The organism is Pacificispira sp. HM-600, assembly GCF_977993705.1.
Genome location: NZ_OZ388079.1, coordinates 1,792,358 through 1,810,321, shown reverse-complemented (window position 1 = coordinate 1,810,321; position 17,964 = coordinate 1,792,358). Strand labels below are relative to the sequence as shown.

15 protein-coding genes are annotated in these 17,964 nt (G+C 64.7%); 8 read left to right on the top strand and 7 right to left on the bottom strand.

Going from position 1 to position 17,964, the window contains the following annotated elements; genetic code table 11:
• Positions 1 to 144 precede the first annotated feature (144 nt).
• The 3 genes from drmC to ACXZ1E_RS08550 form a co-directional block, all read right to left on the bottom strand.
• Positions 145 to 855 carry a DISARM system phospholipase D-like protein DrmC gene (drmC, locus tag ACXZ1E_RS08560; protein WP_330170736.1) on the bottom strand — a complete coding sequence of 237 codons (711 nt, stop codon included), beginning with the start codon at positions 853 to 855 and terminating at the stop codon, positions 145 to 147.
• Positions 845 to 2,809: a DrmB family protein gene (drmB, locus tag ACXZ1E_RS08555; RefSeq protein ID WP_458040133.1), complete on the bottom strand. Its 1,965-nt coding sequence runs from the start codon at positions 2,807 to 2,809 to the stop codon at positions 845 to 847. Before drmB ends, drmC begins: the two co-directional genes overlap by 11 nt.
• A gap of 261 nt (positions 2,810 to 3,070) precedes the next feature.
• Positions 3,071 to 3,415 carry a MarR family transcriptional regulator gene (locus ACXZ1E_RS08550; protein WP_330172064.1) on the bottom strand — a complete coding sequence of 115 codons (345 nt, stop codon included), beginning with the start codon at positions 3,413 to 3,415 and terminating at the stop codon, positions 3,071 to 3,073.
• A 259-nt stretch (positions 3,416 to 3,674) separates the two neighbouring features.
• Between ACXZ1E_RS08550 and ACXZ1E_RS08545 the strand changes: the two genes are divergently transcribed.
• Genes ACXZ1E_RS08545 through ACXZ1E_RS08530 form a run of 4 tightly spaced genes read left to right on the top strand, consistent with a single transcriptional unit; the run spans position 3,675 to position 10,016 of the window.
• On the top strand, positions 3,675 to 4,397 hold the full coding sequence (locus ACXZ1E_RS08545; protein WP_330170735.1) for a TnsA-like heteromeric transposase endonuclease subunit: 723 nt from the start codon (positions 3,675 to 3,677) through the stop codon (positions 4,395 to 4,397).
• Positions 4,394 to 6,511 (top strand): hypothetical protein, encoded by a 2,118-nt coding sequence (locus ACXZ1E_RS08540; RefSeq protein WP_330170734.1) that lies wholly within the window; start codon positions 4,394 to 4,396, stop codon positions 6,509 to 6,511. Before ACXZ1E_RS08545 ends, ACXZ1E_RS08540 begins: the two co-directional genes overlap by 4 nt.
• Entirely contained in the window at positions 6,508 to 7,626 is a 1,119-nt protein-coding gene (locus tag ACXZ1E_RS08535) for an ATP-binding protein (RefSeq protein ID WP_330170733.1), read from the top strand. Before ACXZ1E_RS08540 ends, ACXZ1E_RS08535 begins: the two co-directional genes overlap by 4 nt.
• Entirely contained in the window at positions 7,623 to 10,016 is a 2,394-nt protein-coding gene (locus tag ACXZ1E_RS08530) for a TniQ family protein (protein ID WP_458040132.1), read from the top strand. Before ACXZ1E_RS08535 ends, ACXZ1E_RS08530 begins: the two co-directional genes overlap by 4 nt.
• On the opposite strand, the gene ACXZ1E_RS08525 is transcribed toward ACXZ1E_RS08530, so the two are convergent.
• Positions 9,970 to 10,254 (bottom strand): helix-turn-helix transcriptional regulator, encoded by a 285-nt coding sequence (locus ACXZ1E_RS08525; RefSeq protein WP_458040131.1) that lies wholly within the window; start codon positions 10,252 to 10,254, stop codon positions 9,970 to 9,972. The two genes, ACXZ1E_RS08530 and ACXZ1E_RS08525, sit on opposite strands and share 47 nt — an antisense overlap.
• Positions 10,255 to 10,398: 144 nt before the next feature.
• On the opposite strand from ACXZ1E_RS08525, the gene ACXZ1E_RS08520 reads away from it, so the two are divergent.
• The 4 genes from ACXZ1E_RS08520 (at position 10,399) to ACXZ1E_RS08505 (ending at position 14,411) form a co-directional block, all read left to right on the top strand.
• Positions 10,399 to 12,177 carry a DUF4209 domain-containing protein gene (locus ACXZ1E_RS08520; protein ID WP_330170730.1) on the top strand — a complete coding sequence of 593 codons (1,779 nt, stop codon included), beginning with the start codon at positions 10,399 to 10,401 and terminating at the stop codon, positions 12,175 to 12,177.
• Between the two features lie 141 nt (positions 12,178 to 12,318).
• Entirely contained in the window at positions 12,319 to 13,101 is a 783-nt protein-coding gene (locus ACXZ1E_RS08515) for a TIGR04255 family protein (RefSeq protein WP_330170729.1), read from the top strand.
• A complete protein-coding gene (locus ACXZ1E_RS08510; RefSeq protein ID WP_458040130.1) occupies positions 13,098 to 13,727 on the top strand; it encodes a hypothetical protein in 630 nt (209 codons plus the stop codon). Before ACXZ1E_RS08515 ends, ACXZ1E_RS08510 begins: the two co-directional genes overlap by 4 nt.
• 6 nt (positions 13,728 to 13,733) lie before the next feature.
• On the top strand, positions 13,734 to 14,411 hold the full coding sequence (locus tag ACXZ1E_RS08505; protein ID WP_330170727.1) for a hypothetical protein: 678 nt from the start codon (positions 13,734 to 13,736) through the stop codon (positions 14,409 to 14,411).
• Positions 14,412 to 15,018: 607 nt separating this feature from the next.
• Here ACXZ1E_RS08505 and ACXZ1E_RS08500 read toward each other — a convergent pair.
• The 3 genes from ACXZ1E_RS08500 to ACXZ1E_RS08490 are packed head-to-tail and all read right to left on the bottom strand — an operon-like array spanning position 15,019 to position 17,934.
• Entirely contained in the window at positions 15,019 to 16,116 is a 1,098-nt protein-coding gene (locus ACXZ1E_RS08500) for a glycoside hydrolase family 172 protein (RefSeq protein ID WP_242087622.1), read from the bottom strand.
• Positions 16,117 to 16,144: 28 nt separating this feature from the next.
• Complete coding sequence (locus tag ACXZ1E_RS08495; RefSeq protein ID WP_251454956.1) at positions 16,145 to 17,008, bottom strand: carbohydrate ABC transporter permease; 864 nt, start codon at positions 17,006 to 17,008, stop codon at positions 16,145 to 16,147.
• The gene (locus tag ACXZ1E_RS08490) at positions 17,008 to 17,934 is read right to left on the bottom strand and encodes a carbohydrate ABC transporter permease (protein ID WP_458040129.1); all 927 of its coding nucleotides are present in this window, start codon (positions 17,932 to 17,934) and stop codon (positions 17,008 to 17,010) included. The genes ACXZ1E_RS08495 and ACXZ1E_RS08490 overlap by 1 nt, the downstream gene beginning before the upstream one ends.
• Positions 17,935 to 17,964 lie beyond the last annotated feature (30 nt).

Sequence of the window (17,964 nt, the reverse complement as noted above, 5' to 3'; positions counted from 1 at the left end):
ATGAGCTCTTGTAAGAATCCGCCACTACTCGCGGAATCCTGAACCCGAAACCCCAGCCAACTACCGTGGAATCGCGGCATTCCTCGCCATCTCGAGCGGGAACCTACACATCGGCGATCTCGTGCCTCTGGTGGCGTTGACGGATCAGGCGTTGATGAGCTCGTAGAGCGACCCATGCTTGCTCGTCATGGCGGACTCGACCGACGTGGCGAGGGCAGTATCGCGGACGAGGATGCCGAACTCGACGTTGCGGTTCTCGGCGGAGTAGCTGAAGTTCGCACTGGTGATCAGGAGCAGCTCGTGGTCGACCACGATGAACTTCGCGTGGCTGACGACCTGCTTGCCGTTCGGCAGGAGCGCAGAGCGGTACACCGTGGCTCGTGGGAGCTGCGCCTTGACCGTCGAGGCGCCGGCGACTGCGGCGTCGACGTAGACGGTGACGACGACGCCGGGCTGCTCGGACGCTGCCTTCAGCGCCGTCCACATCTGTGACGTGTCCTGGAAGTTATAGGTCGCCGCCGTAACCGACTGCCGTGCTGCTCCGACGATGCGGTGGAACTCGCTTGTCAGGTGGCCGGTGTTGGCTTCGTTGCCGGGCATTGTCCATACCGGGGTCAGCTCGCGCAGAACGGTCTTTGCGCCGGCGATCGCGCGCAGGACACTGGTGGAACGTTCGCGGTCGCCGGGTCCAAACCCGGAGGCGGCGAGCAGGTCCTTCACCTGTTCGCGCCGGCTGATCGCGATCTCGCGGACGGCGACGCTGACGGGCGTGCCGGTCTCGAACTGCAGGGCGAGCCGCTCCGCCTCGGTTGCGGTGAGGAAGGTGCCGAGTTCGGCAAGCGGGTCAGAGGCCATAGTTGCCGAAGAACCCTGGCACGGTCGGTCCGTTCGCGGTCGGGAGGTCGAGCAGGAACCGTCGGTCGAGGAAGCGGTTGGCCTTCTCACACGAGGTTTCGGAGGCAAAGCAGCAGGTGTGGCAGGCGGCGCCATGAAGGAAGTCCTCGGGGTCCGACGGCGTGCGCTGGGCGCAGACCGGGTCAGAGGAACAGCGCCAAGCCCGGCGAACCGCCGAGAGCACGATGCCCTGAAGCTGCTCCGGCTCCGACAAGGCCACCAGTCCGCCGAGAGTGCCTTCGCTGTCGGAGGCGGTCGTGCAGATGAGCAGTCCCGCCGCGGCCTCGCGTCCGGGCTCGTCCCGCCATGCGTAGATGCGCTCGGTCAGGCTGGCAGCACCATAGCCTGAGTACATGGCCATCTCGCGGATGAGGATGTGCGACAGGGTGTGGACGAGCCAGTAGCGCGGCCCGGGCAGGCGGGTGTCGGGGTTGATGGTGGCGGCGGTCTCGGAGAAGCGGCGGGCGAAGTTCCGGCGGTGGGCTTCGAGGTGGGAGTTCCAGAGCGGGGTGGTCTCGATGTGCCGTTCCCACTGAGAGACGGCGTCGAGGTCGAGTTGCAGGAAGATGCCTTCGCCGCGGTCTTCCGTGGCGGGGACCCAGGTGGGCTTGCCGATGCGGGTCAAGTCGACCAGGCGGGATGCGACGTCGTTGACGCGATCCATCTCGTCGAGACGCGTGAACCCGAGGACGGCATTGACCCGCTTCATCCGGTTGACGCCGACGACGCGCTTGACGCGGGGGTGCAGCTCTGTGCCGCGCTGCATCTCGGTGACCATGAGTCCGGTGTTGTTCTGCTGTTCGGGGAACAAGGCCGGCTTCTGGAGGTAGCGCCATTCGGGGATGAGTAGTTCGATCGGGTCCCAGTTGGCGCGGCGCTCCTCCCGGTCTTCTTCGGACTCGGGCGGTGCAAGCACGTCCGCGACGGCGATGGCGATGTCGTCGTCGGTGAGTCCGGTGACGTCGATGTTGCGCGCGCCCGCCAGTGCGCGGATGACCGGGATCTGGTCGGCGAACTGCCGAATTTGGTCGATGCCGAGTTCGACACGAAGGTGGTCGGCGAGTGCTTCCTTCTGTTCGGCGTCGGAGCGCGGCATGACGATGATGCTCTGCGTCGAGGGGAACCACAGGTTCGAGGCTCCCATCATGATGAGCGCGGGCCGCGCCTTGCAGCCGGGGAAGAATGCGCCGAGGTGAGGGTGGCGTCCCCGGCACGTCTGGGGCAGCTTGAGCCGCCCCTTCGCTCCTTGGGCCTCGGCCATGCCGCGTGTGGCGCTGCACGACTGGCAGATGATCGTGGAGCCGACGCTCTTGCCGACGTTGGCGTCACGCATCTTCAGGTCGGGATTCTCAGCGTTCGGGCACCTCTGGCCCCGGTGAACCCAGAGCGTGTAGGGGAACTCGTCGAGATGTCCGTTGGTGCAGGTCAGCAGGTGCTGTGCAGGGACGGCGGGGCTTCCCTCGCGGCGTCCTCGACCGCCGCGACCAGGGCAGGGCTTGTGAGTGAACTGGGCGAGGTCGGGCCGGAACGGATGGGTGTTCGTGTAAGTGAATCGCGTGAGTGGGCCGAGGTAGTCGCAGCCAGTGCATCGGAACCACTGTGGGAACACCCGCGCGGGAAGGCCGAGGTCCGAGCCCTCGGTCGACATCGCGCCCTTCTTGGGCTGCCACGGGAACGGCCGCAGCGCGTCGACCTGCGGCCCCAGGTGCAGACGGACGACGTTGAGCAAGCGCGGTTCGAGGATCGTCGGGACGACCTCGCGGCGTTTCCAGATCGGCTCCCACGATGTCGTCGTGTCCGGGGATGAACGAGATTGTTCCGAGCCTGGTCCAATAGCTGATGAGCCAGCGCTGGAGAAGGTCGGCCTGCTCGTGGCGTTCGAGGAGTGTGCGTGCCGGGTCCGCGATCGCGGCATCCCAGTCGTCGATCTCGAAGACGGCGTCGATGAGTTCAGCGCGGGTTGGTCCAGTGCCATGCTGGTCCCACCACGCGAGAGTGAGCAGGCCGGCTCTGTTTGCGGTCGAGGCGCCCGCCGGCTCTTCGATCGTTCCCAGGAGCGCGCCCAGGTAGGGGTCCTCCGCGGCGGTCGAGAACGATTCGTAGCGATCCTCAACGACGCCCATAGAGGAAGGATGCCATACCAATTAGGCATTCCGGTGCTCGGTAGCAGGTCGAGCTACCGCCCCGCCGTCGTTGGCTCCCACTGGATCGTGAAGGTTCCGGCCGCGCGCGCGTCAGCCTCGGCCTCGAGTCGCAGTGCGTAGTCCCATGTCGGGTGCACCGCACGCTGGTAGATCCTGATCCGCTCAGGAGTGACCTCGTCGGTCCGCCGGACAAGTCCCAGCTGCTTGAGGCGCTTCAGCAAGGCGTGGATCGTACTGGTCGACAGCCCCGTGGCATCTGCCACGGACGGCGTGGAGAACTTCCCGTCGGGAGAACGCGCGATCTCGGCCATGAGCGCGAGCATGTGGTTGCTGCCGAAGGCAAGCTTCGAGAGCTCCTCGCTCTGTTCGCTCGGCATGGTCTCCACCGCCTCATTTTCGCATGAGGCGCTCAGCGCAGGAGGAGCATCGCAGGGCGAAATCCAACGGCGTGGCGCGTGTTGTGTAGCTGACGCCCCCAGCGTAAATGTCACATTCACTACCCGCATCCTTCGGCGTGCGAGAAGCCTCAAACACGAAGGACTCGGACCGCGTGTCGAAGCTGCGGAACGTAGGTGACCTCCGTACGTTAAGAGTCAAGAATTATGACTCTAGGCTCGTGACTTTTAGGAGGTCACCATGACGACGTCATTGCCGGGTTACACGCTGAGATTCGATCGGGATGACCTCGAACGGGGCGAGCTATCGGACCTGGACGCCCCCCATGTCTTCGAGGCCGAGCCTCGGCGGACGTTCCGCTGGCATCGCGGACAGCGCCACTACCCGGGGCGCTACTGGTCGGCAACGACGGAGGGCTTCGTCGGGTACGAGAGCCGCCTCGAACTCGCGGCGCTACTCCTGGAGGACTTCGACCACCGGGCCGTTCGCATCGCCTCGCAGCCGTTCGAGCTGATCGCCGACCGCGACGGTGTCGAGCGAAGCTACGTGCCCGACTACCTGATTGAGCACGACGACCACCGATTCACGGTCATCGAAGTCAAGCCCAAGCGCCGGCTCGAGGATCCTGACATCGCGGGTGCTCTCCGGTGGGCGGGCGACATCATCCAGTCGCGCGGGTGGGCATACCGGATCGTCACAGAACCCGCCCCTGCACTGCTCTCCAACATCCGGTTCCTCGCGGGCTACAGGCGTCGCTGGCAGTTCCCTCAGCGAGACGTCGATCTGGTCGAGGAAGCCACTCGCGAGGCACCCACACTCGGCGCGGGTCTGCGGAGTGCTGGCGCCGCCTTGAGTGACGCTCCCTATGCGCGAGCGGTCGTGCTGCACCTGCTCTGGCGCCGCTTGATTCTCTGCGACCTCACCTCCGCCCTTGCCAACCACACCCAATTGGAGATGCCATGAGCCACAACTTTGAAATCCGGGTCGGCAGCACCGTCTCGTACGACGGCTGTCTCTGCACCGTCATCGAGATCGCCGGCGATGCCGTCGTCCTCGTCGACGGCGCCAAGAGAACCCGACGGGTTCGACTCGTCGAGCTCCTTCGCGACGCGATGGACGCATTCGGACTGCCGTCGGAGGAGGTCGCACTCACACCGCTCGCGCTGATCTGGGCGGACGCGACGGAAGCGCAACGCGATGAGGCGCGAACAAAGGCCGCGCACATCCGCGAGATGCGCACGGGCTTTGCGTCGGGGCTGCCGACGCTCGCTCAGCCGCACGAGCCTCGACCGGAGTACAACCCGAAGCTCACAACCATTCACCAGCGTCGTCGTACCAAGGCTGCAGAGCTCGGAGTCAGTCCGAAGACGTTGAAGCGCTGGGACGATCGGTTCGACGAGGGCGAAGATCTCGCGCTGCTCGACTTCCGGAAGACATCGTGGACGCCGGCGCTCTCCGGCCTCGATCCGCGCTGGGTTGACATGTGCCGGCGCGTCGTTGAGGAGAACGTGCGCGGCGCCAAGCGCAGCGTCACGACCACGCTCGCGATCGTGCTGGCAAGGGTCAACCGGGAATACCCGGATGCCGATGTGCGGATCCCCTCCGATTCGACCGCTCGCGACGCGGTCGCCGAACTCACCCGTGGCAAGGGGACGTTCGGCGCGAGCATGCGCGCGCAACGATCCATCGACACACGGCCGCCCGTGCCGTACGGACGGTTGGTCGCGACAAGACCCGGTGAGTACGTCGTCCTCGACACCACACCCCTCAACGTCTTCGGCGTCGCGCCGGTCACCGGCAAGTGGATACGCGCCGAGCTGACCGTTGCCCTCGACCTCTACGACCGGTCGATCCTCGGGCTTCGCCTTGCGCCCGTCTCGACCAAGGCGGTGGATGTCGCGGGAGTGCTGATGGAAGCGCTCATGCCGCGCGAGATGCCGGCGGAGTGGGGCGACCGAGCGACCTGGCCGTTCCACGGCGTACCCGAGAACATCGTTATCGACGTCGAGAACCTCAAGGCGCTGCGGTTCCGCCGACCCGGCATCCTTCCCGACACGATCATCATCGATCACGGTAAGCCATTCATGTCGATCCACGTGGCGAGCGTGTGCCAGCGACTCGGGATCTCCATCCAGCCCGCGCACGTCTATACCGGCACCGACAAGGCGTGGGTGGAACGGTGGTTCCGCACCATCAACGAGGTGCTGCAAGAGCTACCCGGCTACAAGGGCTCAGACATCGCCTCGCGGGGTGAGGCGCCCGAGGTGGAAGCCGTCTACACGATCCCGCAGCTGGAGCAGATCCTGCGGGAGTGGATCGCGACGATCTACCACGTTCGCCCGCACGACGGACTTGTCGACTCGCAGCTGCCGGCGGCCAAGATGAGCCCCGCTCAGAAGTTCGAGCAGGGGATCGCGGTGGCCGGCCGCATCCGTGTCCCATCGAACCCGAACCTGCTGCTCGAGATGCTCCCCGTCGTGAAGCGCAAGTTCAACCACTACGGCGTCGAGGTCGGCACTCTCCGCTACAACGGCGACATCGTCGGGAAGTACTACGACCGATCACGGGCGATGGCAAAGAGCAAGCGGAAGTGGCAGTTCTCGGTGAACCCCGACGACTTCTCGCAGATCTACTTCAACGACCCCGACGACAACTCCTGGCACGTGCTGCGCTGGGAGCACGCGCCGAAGGTCCCGGTGCCGTTCAGCTTCGACGCCCTCGAGTACGCCAAGGGCATCGCTCTCGACCGTCGCAACGGTGTGAATGTGTCCGAAGTGCTCGGTGAACTCCTCGAACGGTGGGGTGCCGGCCGTGCGAGCACGCCTGCCGAGAAGCGCATTAGCGCGCGACTGGCTGCCCAGCTCGCCGAGACCGCGGACGGCCCAGACAGCCCGTTCTTCCCGCACATCGCCAAGCAGATCGCGCAGCAGACGGCTGGACCGGATCTGAGCGAGGAGCTGGGCATGGTCTCGTTCTCACCAGCACAGGCGAGCGAAAACGACGATCCGCTCGCGCTCACCGCCGACGAGCTCATCGAAGAGGACCTCGACGACATCGACCTCCTGGAGGACCTGTGATCCTTCCGCTCGAGCGCGACGAACTCCTCTCTCGCTGGGAGGGGTGGCGGGACTTCGCCGAAGCGCCAGCCCTTGAGCAGCCCGAGCGGCTGTCGGCGAGACAGATCGAGGAGCTCAGCGAGGACGAGCGTGTCGCCTACGACTACCACCGCGAGCGATATCACGCGAACTTCCTGGTGAAGACTCCGCAGGTCGTGAGGCTGAACGGACGCCTCTGGGACCTGCTCGATGCGAACCAACAGGGCCCGTCTCGGGTGAAGGGCGCCGCGGTCATCGACTCGCCGCCCGGGCTCGGCAAGACCACCGCCGTCGACGCGTTCGGGCGGGCGTTTCACCAACGGCAGATCCTGCGGCACGGACGTGACTTCGACGACGGGCAGACGCTCCACATCCCCGTCTGCAGGGTGGCGTTTTCCGGGAACACGACGACGCGTGCGTTGAACGAGTCCATCCTGAACTTCTACAACCATCCTTCCGCCGACGCCTCGAGGAGCCGATACCTGCGCAACCGAAACCTGGCTGCGCTGGCAGCCGAGTCGGTTCGCCGTCACGGCACGCGGTTGATCATCGTCGACGACGTGCACTTCCTGAAGATCCACACCGACGAGGGAGTCGCGCTGGCCAACGAGCTGAAGTGGCTCGCCAACGAGTACCCGGCGACCTTCCTCTTCACAGGCGTCAACATGAGCAGCACAGGGCTGCTCAGTGAAAGCAAGACCGACAAGAAGCTCGCGATGTCGCAGATCGCGCGGCGTTGGACACGCCTGACCCTCCCGCCATTCGCGCACCCGGTCGGTGAGCACCGAAAGACCTGGATGACCTTGCTGGGCGCGATCGACGCGCGCCTTGTGCTGGCCAACGCGCGACCGCACATGCTCCGTGAGCAAGCGGACTACCTCTACGAACGCTCAACCGGAATGATCGGCTCGCTCTTTAAGCTGATCACCCTCGGTGCTGTGCACGCCATGCGTGACGGCACTGAGGAACTGACCCGTGCGGTGCTGGACGAGATCGACATCGACGTGGCAGCCGAGGATGCGCGGGAGGTCGTTGCAATGGAGCTCGAGGAGAAGAAGCTCGCGGCCAAGCGGAGCAAGCCTCGGTCCGTCGCATGAGCCTCCGGCGCCTGCTCCACGTCGCGATGCCGCTCCCGGATGAACCTTTCGATTCCTGGGTCGAGTTCATGGCCCACAGTTATGGGGCGACTGTCGGCGAGATGGCTCGAGCGCTCGGACTGATCGGGAGCGACGAGGTTCCCGCCGCTGGATCCCAATCTTCACGGGCCTGGTCCACTGCGCTCGAACCTCAGCAGCTCAGCAACCTCGAGCTGGCGACCGGCCGGTCGGGCGACGAGTTCCGCGCGATGACCCGCACCACGTTCGCCGCGAACGCCATCCGCCTCACGCCTCAGGGACGCATCAGCGCGTCCTGCCCGGCCACGGGAGTAGCCGCCCGCTACTGCCCCGAGTGTCTCGCCGACTCGGGAGGCCGCTGGCGCCTGTCCTGGCAGTTCCCGTTCGGCTTCGCCTGCCAACGCCACAAGCGTCTACTCGTCGACCGGTGCCCGGGTTGCGGCCAACCGCCCCGGCTCCTCGCCCATCCCCTCACGATCGTTCCGGAACCCGGGCACTGTCACAACAGACCGCCGACCGAGCCGCCGATGTTAGGCGCGCGCTGCGGAGTCGATCTCACTTCGAGCGAGGAGTTCGTGGCGGCGGACTCCGAGACTCGCGAAGCGCAACGTGCGATCTTGAGGGTCATCGCTACCGGCGTCGGCGAGTTCGGCATCTACGCCGGCGGTCGACCGAGCACCGTCCAGGTGCTGTCCGACATGCTGCTGCTGTCACGCGCGGCACGACAAGCGCTCGTCGACGGAGAGCATTTCGAGTGGATGCCTGCGGGCCAGGTTGACGTGAGACCGATCGCGTCTCACAAGCGCACCGGCAAGGTGGATCTGCGGCCAAGCACTGCCCGAGAAGTTGCTCTCGGCAACACGATCGCCTTCGTTGCGCTGCAGTCGGGCGACCGGGTCACTGACCTGCTGCGCGGACGCGTCAGCGTCCACACCGCGCTCGACCACTACTCCCCGCCACTGCGCGACCACGTAAGCCGTGCGCTCGGTCGAATGAGGCGTCCTACTGCGACCCTTCAGGCGGTGACGATGTCGGTGGTGGATCCGGCCGCGAGAGCCGCAAAGCTTCCCGCCGTCCTGTGGCCCGAATGGACCTCACGCCTCGCACCACGGCGCCTGGATGCGGAGATCGCCGGCGGTGCGCTGGCGGCAGCCGTGGTCTTCGTGGGCACCCGCCTCACTCACGGCTCGGCCATCAAGCTCCTCGATCCCGCAGCACAGGGACGCCAGGTCAGCCACGTCATGCGGTCTCTCGGCCGCAACGCACCCGAGGCCGACACTATCCGCGCGATCGCTCGGCTTGTCGCGTTCCTCGATGAGACCTCGACGCCGATCGACTTCGCACGCCGGCGGGTCATCGATTACTCCGGCATCCTGCCCCGCGACGAGTGGCGCGAGATCTGCCGGATGGCGAACGTCCTGCCCGGTGGGGATCGGCGGTGGCAGACGGCCCGCGCGCACCTCTACGCCCTACTGAGCGGCAATCGCGTGGCGCGGGCGCCCTTCGCTCAAGAGGCCGGCTTCCCCTCGTTCGCCGAAGTTCGCTCGTTTCGCGACGGATTGCCGGAAGTCGTTTCCCGTGAGCTCAACGACTCGGCGACTGCATTCCTGAAGGCGCGGCACATCGATGAGCCCGTGGAATGGATGCCGGACCTCGACCTCGCCGGCGTGATTGTAGATGTCGCCGCATCGGGCGGGGGCGAATGGCCGGAAGCTCGCCCCGCCCGGGCCGCAGTGAAGCCGACCCGCGCGGTCGCGGCGTACTCCGCGGGGCAGTCGGTGAGAGAGATCGCCTTCGAACACGGGGTCGCCCGTCAGACCGTCAGCCGCGTGCTCGAGGAGGTCGGCGTCGAGATTCGCATCGGTCGACGGAGGGCTGACATCGATGTGGAGTGGCTGCGGCGCCGCTACATCGACGAGCGCCGCACCATCCCTGAGATAGCCGCGGAGGTGGGCGTGACGATGACCACGATCAACCGCCACCTCGAGGCCGCTGGGATCCCGCGCCGAGTCCGCGGCAGCGCGAGCCGAGCGACCGCGATCCGGGTTGACCCACGCGCCGGCGACTCGCCGCTACTGCGCCGGATCCTCGTCGGACAGGACGCCACACAGCGCGCCGATCGATTCCTCGTCGTCGCCCGCCACGGCACGATGACGGCCGCCGCGACCGAGCTCGGAGTGACGCTGAGCATCCTCGCGAACCAGATGAGACGGATCGGGGTGGATGCCGGTGGCCCGCTGATCCACCGTGCGTTCCGAGGTCAGCCACTCGCCCTCACCGCGCTCGGCGCCGACGTGCACCGTGAGTTGTCGCGCGCCTTCGAGTTCAGCGAAGCCGAAGGTCGGGCGCGTCGGGCGGAAGAATCTCAGTGAGATCGACGTCCAGCGCCTGCGACATCGCGAGCAGCGTGCGGATCGTCGGATTCGCCGGCGTTCCCGGCTTCGACTCGCCCTTCTCGTACTTCTGGTACGTGTAGCGCGTCAGGCCGGACCGGTATGCGACGTCCTCCTGGCTGAGCCCGCGCTCGTGGCGGAGCCGTTGAAGGTTCGTGGCGAGCTTGCCCGCGTAGTGGCTCCAGGCCGCATCCTCGGGTCTGGTTCGCTTCGACACTGATCCAGCGTTTCCGCGGACGGGCGTCGGTGTGGCCTAATCGGTATGGCATTCCTCGCGTAGCGGAGATCTAAGTCCATGACGGCCGTGACCGGCTGCTCGGGCGTGTCGCCGGCAGTCGGCCAGACTCGATACGCTCGGCCGGTGACGAAGACGGCACGAGAGATGTTCGCTGCGATCGATGTGGATGCAATCGTCGGCGACGACACGCTAATCGACGCGCACAGTCGCTTCCAGGCGCTCGCGGATGACCTCGACAGCGAGTCCGCAGGGGCGCACGCGTATCGGAGCCTCTCGGCAATTGCCGGGATGATGCTCGACGGGTCTGACTGGGATAGCCCGTATACGCCGCTGATGTCACTCGGAGGCAAGCGCACGGCGTTGCCCGACGACCTGGACAATGAAGCGCTCGAGTTCTTTGGCCTACTTCTTGAAGAGGTTCCTCCATCCGTGCTCGCGGCGCGCATGTGCGACATCTTGTTAGTTCGAGAGAGCGATCGGGGTCGGCGATTCTCACTCGCCAAGCAGCACGCCGAGATTGTTGCGGCACTTTCACTGCTACCCGACCCCGACGACCAATTGATGCAGATGTGGATCCGCGCCGCTGAGATAGCGGGTCGCTACCGCCTCAATGACGGCGTTCAGGCACTTACAGCCCGGGCGCTCGAAGCCTTTCGAGGCGGCAAGCCCATCGCCGCGTGGCACGTCGCGCAGGCGATGCGACGCGCCCGCTACTTCAACGGCCACTCCGCAGAGATCGCCGACAGGCTCGACGCGCTGGCGAGCGCCGAGCTCACTGCCCATGCGAAGGTTCAGCTCCTCGAAGAGTCGATCCGGTGGCGACGGGGCAATGACGCCGACGCGTTAGCGGCACCGAGTCGAGAGGCGATCGGCGATACGTGGTGGCAAGAAGCAAAGCGACGGAGAGACTCGAGTCTCGTCGCGCGAAACTTCCTAGGCAATGCCTACAGCTCCTACCGTGAGGTTCCGCGGCACCTCCGAAGTGAGCGCACACGAAAGCGTGTCAGGAAGCTCCCGAGGTTGATTCGGGTGGCTGGCGAGCGCGCGCTTGGCGAGATGCAGAAGGTCCGCAGCGGTCCGATCGACCTGTCTCCGATCGTCGAGCAGGCGGAAGCAATCGCGAACGACACCGACCTCATTCGAGGTCTCGCTAGGTGGTTTTCGGCGGCCCCGCTCCAGACCTTCGAAGACGCGCTCCAGTCCTCCAATCAGACGGGGCTCTTGAACATCGTGCCGAGCTCGACAATTACGGACGATGCGCGGAAAGTCCACAGCACAGACGAAGACAGGCTTCGCTCCGGCGTCGATCCGAGTCGATGGGCGCAGATGGTGAAGAACCACTCACTGCACGTTGCTGCGATCGCGACCGCGCACATCCGGCCAGCGGTGATGCAATTCTCGACGAACTACCGACTCGACATCCGGGACTTCGAGGTGATCGTCTCCGCCTCAGGGTTCGTGCCGGCGGACCGCAAGAGCCTTTATGCCCGCGGGCTCCATCACGGCTACTACGGGCGGGTGACCGAGTCACTGTTCATACTTGCTCCCACGATCGAAGCCTGCGTGCGGGGCGCACTGCAGGCGAGCGGAGTTGAGACGCGCAACCTGAAAACCAATGACACGGAGATGGAGCCAGGGCTGAGCGCGCTCATGGAGCTTCCGGAAGCGAATGAGGTTCTCGGTGAGGACCTCGCGTGGAACATTCGAGCCCTCTTCTGCGGGCCGACCGGCCCGAACCTGCGCAACCGCGTTGCGCACGGTCTCCTGGATGAGGCTGAGTCGGGCGGTGATGCGGCACTGTACGCGTGGTGGATGGCGTTCTTGCTCGCGTTCACGCCCTACTATCACGCCGTTCGAGCAGAATCGACTGATGACGTTGATCGCATGGATGACGAGAGCTGACGTTGACGCCGGGCGGCGACGCCACGGAGGTGTTCCCTGGCGTCGCAGCCACGTTGGCCTTCGGGCGTGGGGGCGCTAGTGCTGCTGAATCACCAACGTTGTTGGTATCACTTTCAGTTTCTATTCCGGTAGCATCGAGCCATGGCCGACCGGGAGATCTATCCTCACGCGCCCATCGCTCTTGTCGTTGCGGAGATCCGACATCCTGTGCGCCGGAAACTGTCGGCCGCCGAGGTAGAAGCGGTAGGTGCCGTGTTGCGCGACGCGCTACCCATTCTTCGGGTGGAGCAAGTCGTCGATGTTGAACTGCCATCGGGCAAGCAGCAGGTCTCGCATCATCCGCGCTTCGTCTCACGGAGTCTTCACCAAAGCGTGACTCTGCGACCTGATGCCGTGGCGGTAGAGACGACGAGGTACGAGGGCTGGGAGGCTTTCAGCGCATTGGTCGCGACCGCCTTGCACGCCCGGAACGACATCGCGCCTCTCGATGGAGTCGAACGCATCGGTCTGAGATACATCGATGAGCTTCGGGTTCCCGCGGAAGCAGGGGCCACCAACTGGTCGGAGTGGGTTGCTCCGGAATTGCTCGGCCCGCAGGGATTGTCAAATGTTCTCGGCGCTCCGATTCAGGAGACGCAAGGCGTCACGATCGTCAAGACTGAGCCCGGCTTGTCCTATACCGTTCGATACGGCATAGGCGATGGACAGGCAGTCGCCTCTTCACCGAATCTGGTTCGGCCCGCTGAACGATCAGGGCCGTTCTTCCTCATCGACATGGATGGAGCGTGGCAACCCATCAGTCGCGGTGTCCCGGAGTTCGATCCTCTGTTCGTGACGGACACGCTCGACGCGCTACATGTCCCCATTAGGTCTGTGTTTGAGTCCCTTATCACTGAGAAACTGAGACAGGAGGTTCTTCGATGACATCGTTGTCAGCGACAGAAAGGCTTGCCCCCACGGGTGGATACGTCGGCCTTCCTGAGGTCGGTGAGACACGAACAACGTTGAGTCAGCACGTCGGAACCATTCGTCAGCAGGTACGTCACCTTGATGGCGATACGCGGGAACTGCATCGGCGTGCGTGGGAAGACGACCTTTCTCAGAGTTGCCAGTTGCTTGGTCGGCAGCGCCCAGCCGACCTGCTTGGGCGGCTTAACGACTGGGGATTCGCCTGGCGCGACGTGGCACGCCTCACCGGAGTTTCGGTACCCGCGCTTCAGAAGTGGCGGCGGGGAGAGAACATCACGGGCGAGAATCGCCTGAAGCTTGCTTACGTCGTGGCAGTGGTAGAGAAGATCGAGCAGGAGATGCTCGTAAACGACCCCGCGTCGTGGTTCGAGATGCCGGTGGCGCGTGGAGTCGCGGTCAGTCCGATCGACCTCGTCGCTAGCGGTAAGGCGCACCTTGTGCTCGACCTTGCGAGTAACCACAGCGCAGTCGATGAAGCGCTCGACGCGTTCGATCCCGACTGGCGTGAGCGATACATAGACCCTGCGTTTGAAACCTTTGTCGCCAACGACGGGATGGTTTCGATTCGGCCGAAGGACTGAGCCGGGGTGACTGTCGATCTCGAGACACCTGCTGTTCCTGAGCTGATCTTTATGGCGAAGGGAGCCGAGGTCGACCCGACCCGTCCGATCTTCACGGGCGACGTGTTTCGTAGGCGGGACGGTTCGACCATGTGGGCCGTTCTTCAGCACCCTTGTGCGTTGCGCCGCGAGGGCTCGGACCTGCTCGAGCAGATTCTGGTAGCGCGGGTGGTGGAGGTTCAAGGCCACAGGTCGAGCTGGTCGAAGGAGGCGTATCGGCGAATGCCCTTGCCTGGGTTGCAGGAAGGCCACGAGAAGCACTCGATCGACTTTCTGGCGCTAGATCTGCTTGGCCCTGACGATCTGCTCGATGGATGTGAACGCATCGCCGTCCTGAGTGAGCAGGGCGTAAATCTCTTGCTCCAACGATGGGTTCATCACAACAGCAGGGTGGTTGTGAAGACGATCACCTTCAACGAGCAGATCTCAGGGCCATTCGCGGAGGCAGACTTGCAGGCCGAGTGGATGACGGACCTCGAAGGAACTGATTCAGCCACGTCGGCTGCCTTCCACGAGTGGATCCGTGCGGGCGCCGAGGGTGGCGCCGGCGTCAACCGACAGACGTTGCTCGATGATCCTCAGACGCGAGCCGGGGTTCGGCGGCAGATGCGAGTTGAGATTAAGGCTCGACTTGCCGCCGAGTGACGCGTCCATGTCCATGCTGGTCACCAGACGTAGGAATGTGCGTGTAGCCGCTCAGTCTCAGCCATCCGGATGGACAAGTTGCTGGATGTAGCCGACGACGCGACGTGGACATATCGCTCCGGAGGGTCGCACGATTCCGCCTCCGACATGGACATTTCTGAGCGGTTCCTACACCGTTCATGTAGGTCTTTTTTGAAGCTGTCCATTTCGCAGATGAAATGTCCACGGTGTGTCCATCTGGACATTTCGACCTCGCGGGCCGGCAAAAGCAGCGAGGGCGGTCGTGCTGTTGCGGGGACGAAAACTCAGCCGCTTCAATGCGTCATCGGAGCAGTCAGCCGGTACTCGCCCAACTGGAAGGTAGAGTGTGTCGTCCGCGGCGGGGCCGTGAGGGTTGTAAGGACTTTTCTGGAGTGTCCTTTTCGCGGGTGAGATGTCCACGCGATGTCCATCCGGACATCTCTCGATGTGCCCGGTTGGTCGGGTCCTCGAGCGCCGCGACGAAACGAAACCGGCCGCTCGACCGGGGTCGAGCGGCCGGTGTGACGGAGATCGCTCAGTCATGGACGCACGCGGTGCGCCGGAGCGGGCTTGGGTATTCGGGTTGTCAGCGGGGTGTGCGGTCGGGAGCCGTGGGGAGTTGCGGGAACGCCTTGTTGATGTCTGTCTGGTACCAGTAGGCCGTGGTCGAGATGTCATCGGATCGCTCAAATAGGCCGTGCTGCCAGGTTCCGATCTGCTGGACGGTGACGCGGAGTCGTTCCTGGAAGTAGATGGGGTCGGGCAGGTGCCAGCGGTAAAGGCCGTGCATGGGCATCATGGCAGTGGAAAACTCAGAGGCCTTTGTGGTGTCGGTGGCGCTCGCGAACGGGTATCCGAAGTAGGGGGCGCTGAAGGTGAGGATGTTGGGTTCGGGGTCTGCGCGGAGCGCGTCTTGGAATGCCCACGCGCCGCCGGCGTAGTCCTCGAGGCCGGTGCTGCAGAGTGTGGGCAGGGTGGTGTCGTCGTCAATGTAGAACTTCACTTCCCCTTCTCCCCACCAGTAGCGGTGCAGGGAGGCGAGAGCGACGTAGGTGCCGATGTATGTGCCGGAGCCTTCGACGCCGTCGAGGATGAGGTGGTCTTCTCCGAGCGCGGTGGTGCCGTTGCTGCGCCGCCATTGGGCGTGGAAGTAGCCGGGCCACTGGTCGAAGTCGTCACCGGTGGTGTAGTCGATTTGGAAGAACACGTGGCCGAGGTCGCCGCCGTGTTCGCTGGTGAGTTCGATGCGCGCGCCGGTGCGGAACGGCATGGGGAAGTAGGAGTTCATGCCGCCGGTGGGCGCGACCACGATCGGTTCTGAGGTGACGAGGGTGCGTTCGCCGAAGCCGTTGCAGAAGAAGTCGCCGAGGGGGACTTCGACGGATGGGTGCGGCGAGTTGTCCCAGTAGGCGCGGAGTACGAGGTCGCGGAGGACGAAGGGTCCGGCGGGGGTCTTGTCGGTGACGGTAATCCAGATGTGGCGGATCACGCCAGGGCCGGTGATCTCCGCGAGGGTGAGGGTCTCTCCGGCGGGAAGCTCGTACCAGGCGCTTCCTTTTCGGCCGGGGCCGAGGTGGGAGCTCGCGGTGCCGGCGGATCCGGGCGCGCCGGTGGGGTTCTCGGCGTTGATGGCGCGACTGCGGAGGGTTCCGTTGTTGCGGAGGGTGTTCCACTGGGTGGGCATTGCGATTCTTTCGGTTCGGCGGAATGACTTACTTGACGGCGCCGGCGGTGACGCCGCGGCTGATGGTGCGCTGGAAGATGAGGAAGAACACCAGCGTGGGGATGAGGGACAGGAGCGAGCCGGCGTTGATGACCGTTATGTCGATGGAGTGCTGCCCGCGCAGTGTGGACAAGGCGATGGGCACGGTCTGGGAGGCGGGGTCGCCGAGCAGGATGAGCGGGATATAGAACTCATTCCATGACCAGATGAAGATGAACACGACGAGCACAGAGAGAGTGGGGCGGACGATGGGGAAGACGACCTGCCAAAGGATCCGCCATCGTCCGGCTCCGTCGATCGCAGCGGCTTCCAGCACTTCTCGCGGGAACGTGGACATCACGCTGGAGAGGATGTAGGTGCCGTACGCGGCCCAGAGGATGGTGAAGACGATGATGATGGACCAGATCGAGTTCAGCAGTCCGGTTGCCTGGGCGCCGTAGAACATCGGGTAGATCAGCGCCTCGTGCGGCACCATGGTGGCGATCAGGAGAAGCGCGGTGATCGCGGTGTTGGCCCGGATCCTGCCGATCCCGATCGCGTAGGAAGCGAGCAGTGCGAGGGCGGTCCCGGCGAACGCGATGATGGTGGAGCTGAGGATGGAGTTCCACAGCGCGCGGGGGAAGTCGACGCGGTTGAGGTAGCTCACGAACGCGTCGAGTGTGAAGGTTGTGGGCCAGGCGAGGGGTCCGTTAGTGGAGTAGTCCGCACCGGTCTTGAAGGCGTTGAGCACGAGCAGCAGGAACGGTGCGGCCATCACGACGGCGACGAGAATGGCCAGCCCGAGCATGAGCCAGTTCAGCGGGGTGCGCCTCGTCTTGTTGAGGGGCAGCGTGTGGGTGAGCGTTGCGGTCATCAGCGGTGCTCCTTCCGGGTCTCGCGGTGCTGCCAGGCGAGCATCACAGCGGCGACGACGAAGATGACGATGGACATCACGGTCGCGATGGTTGAGCCGTAGCCGACACGGGACAGCTCGAAGAAGTTGCGGTATGCGTAGTACGACGGCACCACGGTCGAGTTCTCCGGCCCGCCGCCGGTGAGGATCAGGATCGGAGCGAACACCTTCAGCGCAGCGATTGTCGCGGTGAGGACGACCACGAAGATCTCGGGCCGGATCTGGGGGATGGTGATTGCCTGGAATCGGCGCCACCATCCGGCGCCATCGAGTTCTGCGGCCTCGTACAGCTCCGGATCGACCCTCTGCAGCGCGGACATGAAGATCACGACCGGATACCCGATCTGGAGCCAGACCAGCATCAGCATGACCGAGTAGATGGCGATGTTCGGATCGCCCAGCCAGTCGGGTGGGGACTGGATCCCGATGCTCTTGAGCATCAAGGTGAGCGAGCCCTGCTGCGTGTTGAGGATGGTGGACCAGATGAACCCGGCGACAGCGATCGGCAGGATCTGCGGCAAGTAATAGGTCGCCCGGAGGGTGGCGATCGCCTTGTCGCCATAGCGGCGGCCGAGGTAGTCGAACAGGAGCGCGGCGAGAAGGATCCCGATGATGGTGGGGATGATGGTGATCGCGACGATCATCGCGATGCTGTTCTGGAAGGACCGCCAGAAGGTCTCATCGGTGAACAGCGTCAGGTAGTTCTCCAGCCCGGCCCACCGCATGGGTGCTTGCCCACCTTTCCAGTGGAACAGACTCGTGTAGACGTTCATCGCGAACGGCACGGCGACGACGGCGACGAATCCCGCGGCGAGGGGCAGTAGGTAGAGCCAGTAGCCGCCGCGACGTTCGAGTGTGCGACGGGTGTTTTTCAGAGGTATATCCATGGTGGTTTCTCCGGAAGGTGGGGGCCCCGC

Excerpts from the sequence above, each read along its gene's own strand:
- ACXZ1E_RS08550 (WP_330172064.1), bottom strand. The coding sequence starts at position 3,415 with ATGCCGAGCGAACAGAGCGAGGAGCTCTCGAAGCTTGCCTTCGGCAGC.
- ACXZ1E_RS08510 (WP_458040130.1), top strand. The coding sequence starts at position 13,098 with ATGACATCGTTGTCAGCGACAGAAAGGCTTGCCCCCACGGGTGGATAC.
- ACXZ1E_RS08540 (WP_330170734.1), top strand. The coding sequence starts at position 4,394 with ATGAGCCACAACTTTGAAATCCGGGTCGGCAGCACCGTCTCGTACGAC.
- ACXZ1E_RS08500 (WP_242087622.1), bottom strand. The coding sequence starts at position 16,116 with ATGCCCACCCAGTGGAACACCCTCCGCAACAACGGAACCCTCCGCAGT.
- ACXZ1E_RS08530 (WP_458040132.1), top strand. The coding sequence starts at position 7,623 with ATGAGCCTCCGGCGCCTGCTCCACGTCGCGATGCCGCTCCCGGATGAA.
- ACXZ1E_RS08495 (WP_251454956.1), bottom strand. The coding sequence starts at position 17,008 with ATGACCGCAACGCTCACCCACACGCTGCCCCTCAACAAGACGAGGCGC.
- ACXZ1E_RS08490 (WP_458040129.1), bottom strand. The coding sequence starts at position 17,934 with ATGGATATACCTCTGAAAAACACCCGTCGCACACTCGAACGTCGCGGC.
- ACXZ1E_RS08515 (WP_330170729.1), top strand. The coding sequence starts at position 12,319 with ATGGCCGACCGGGAGATCTATCCTCACGCGCCCATCGCTCTTGTCGTT.
- ACXZ1E_RS08545 (WP_330170735.1), top strand. The coding sequence starts at position 3,675 with ATGACGACGTCATTGCCGGGTTACACGCTGAGATTCGATCGGGATGAC.
- drmB (WP_458040133.1), bottom strand. The coding sequence starts at position 2,809 with ATGCCGCGATCGCGGACCCGGCACGCACACTCCTCGAACGCCACGAGC.
- drmC (WP_330170736.1), bottom strand. The coding sequence starts at position 855 with ATGGCCTCTGACCCGCTTGCCGAACTCGGCACCTTCCTCACCGCAACC.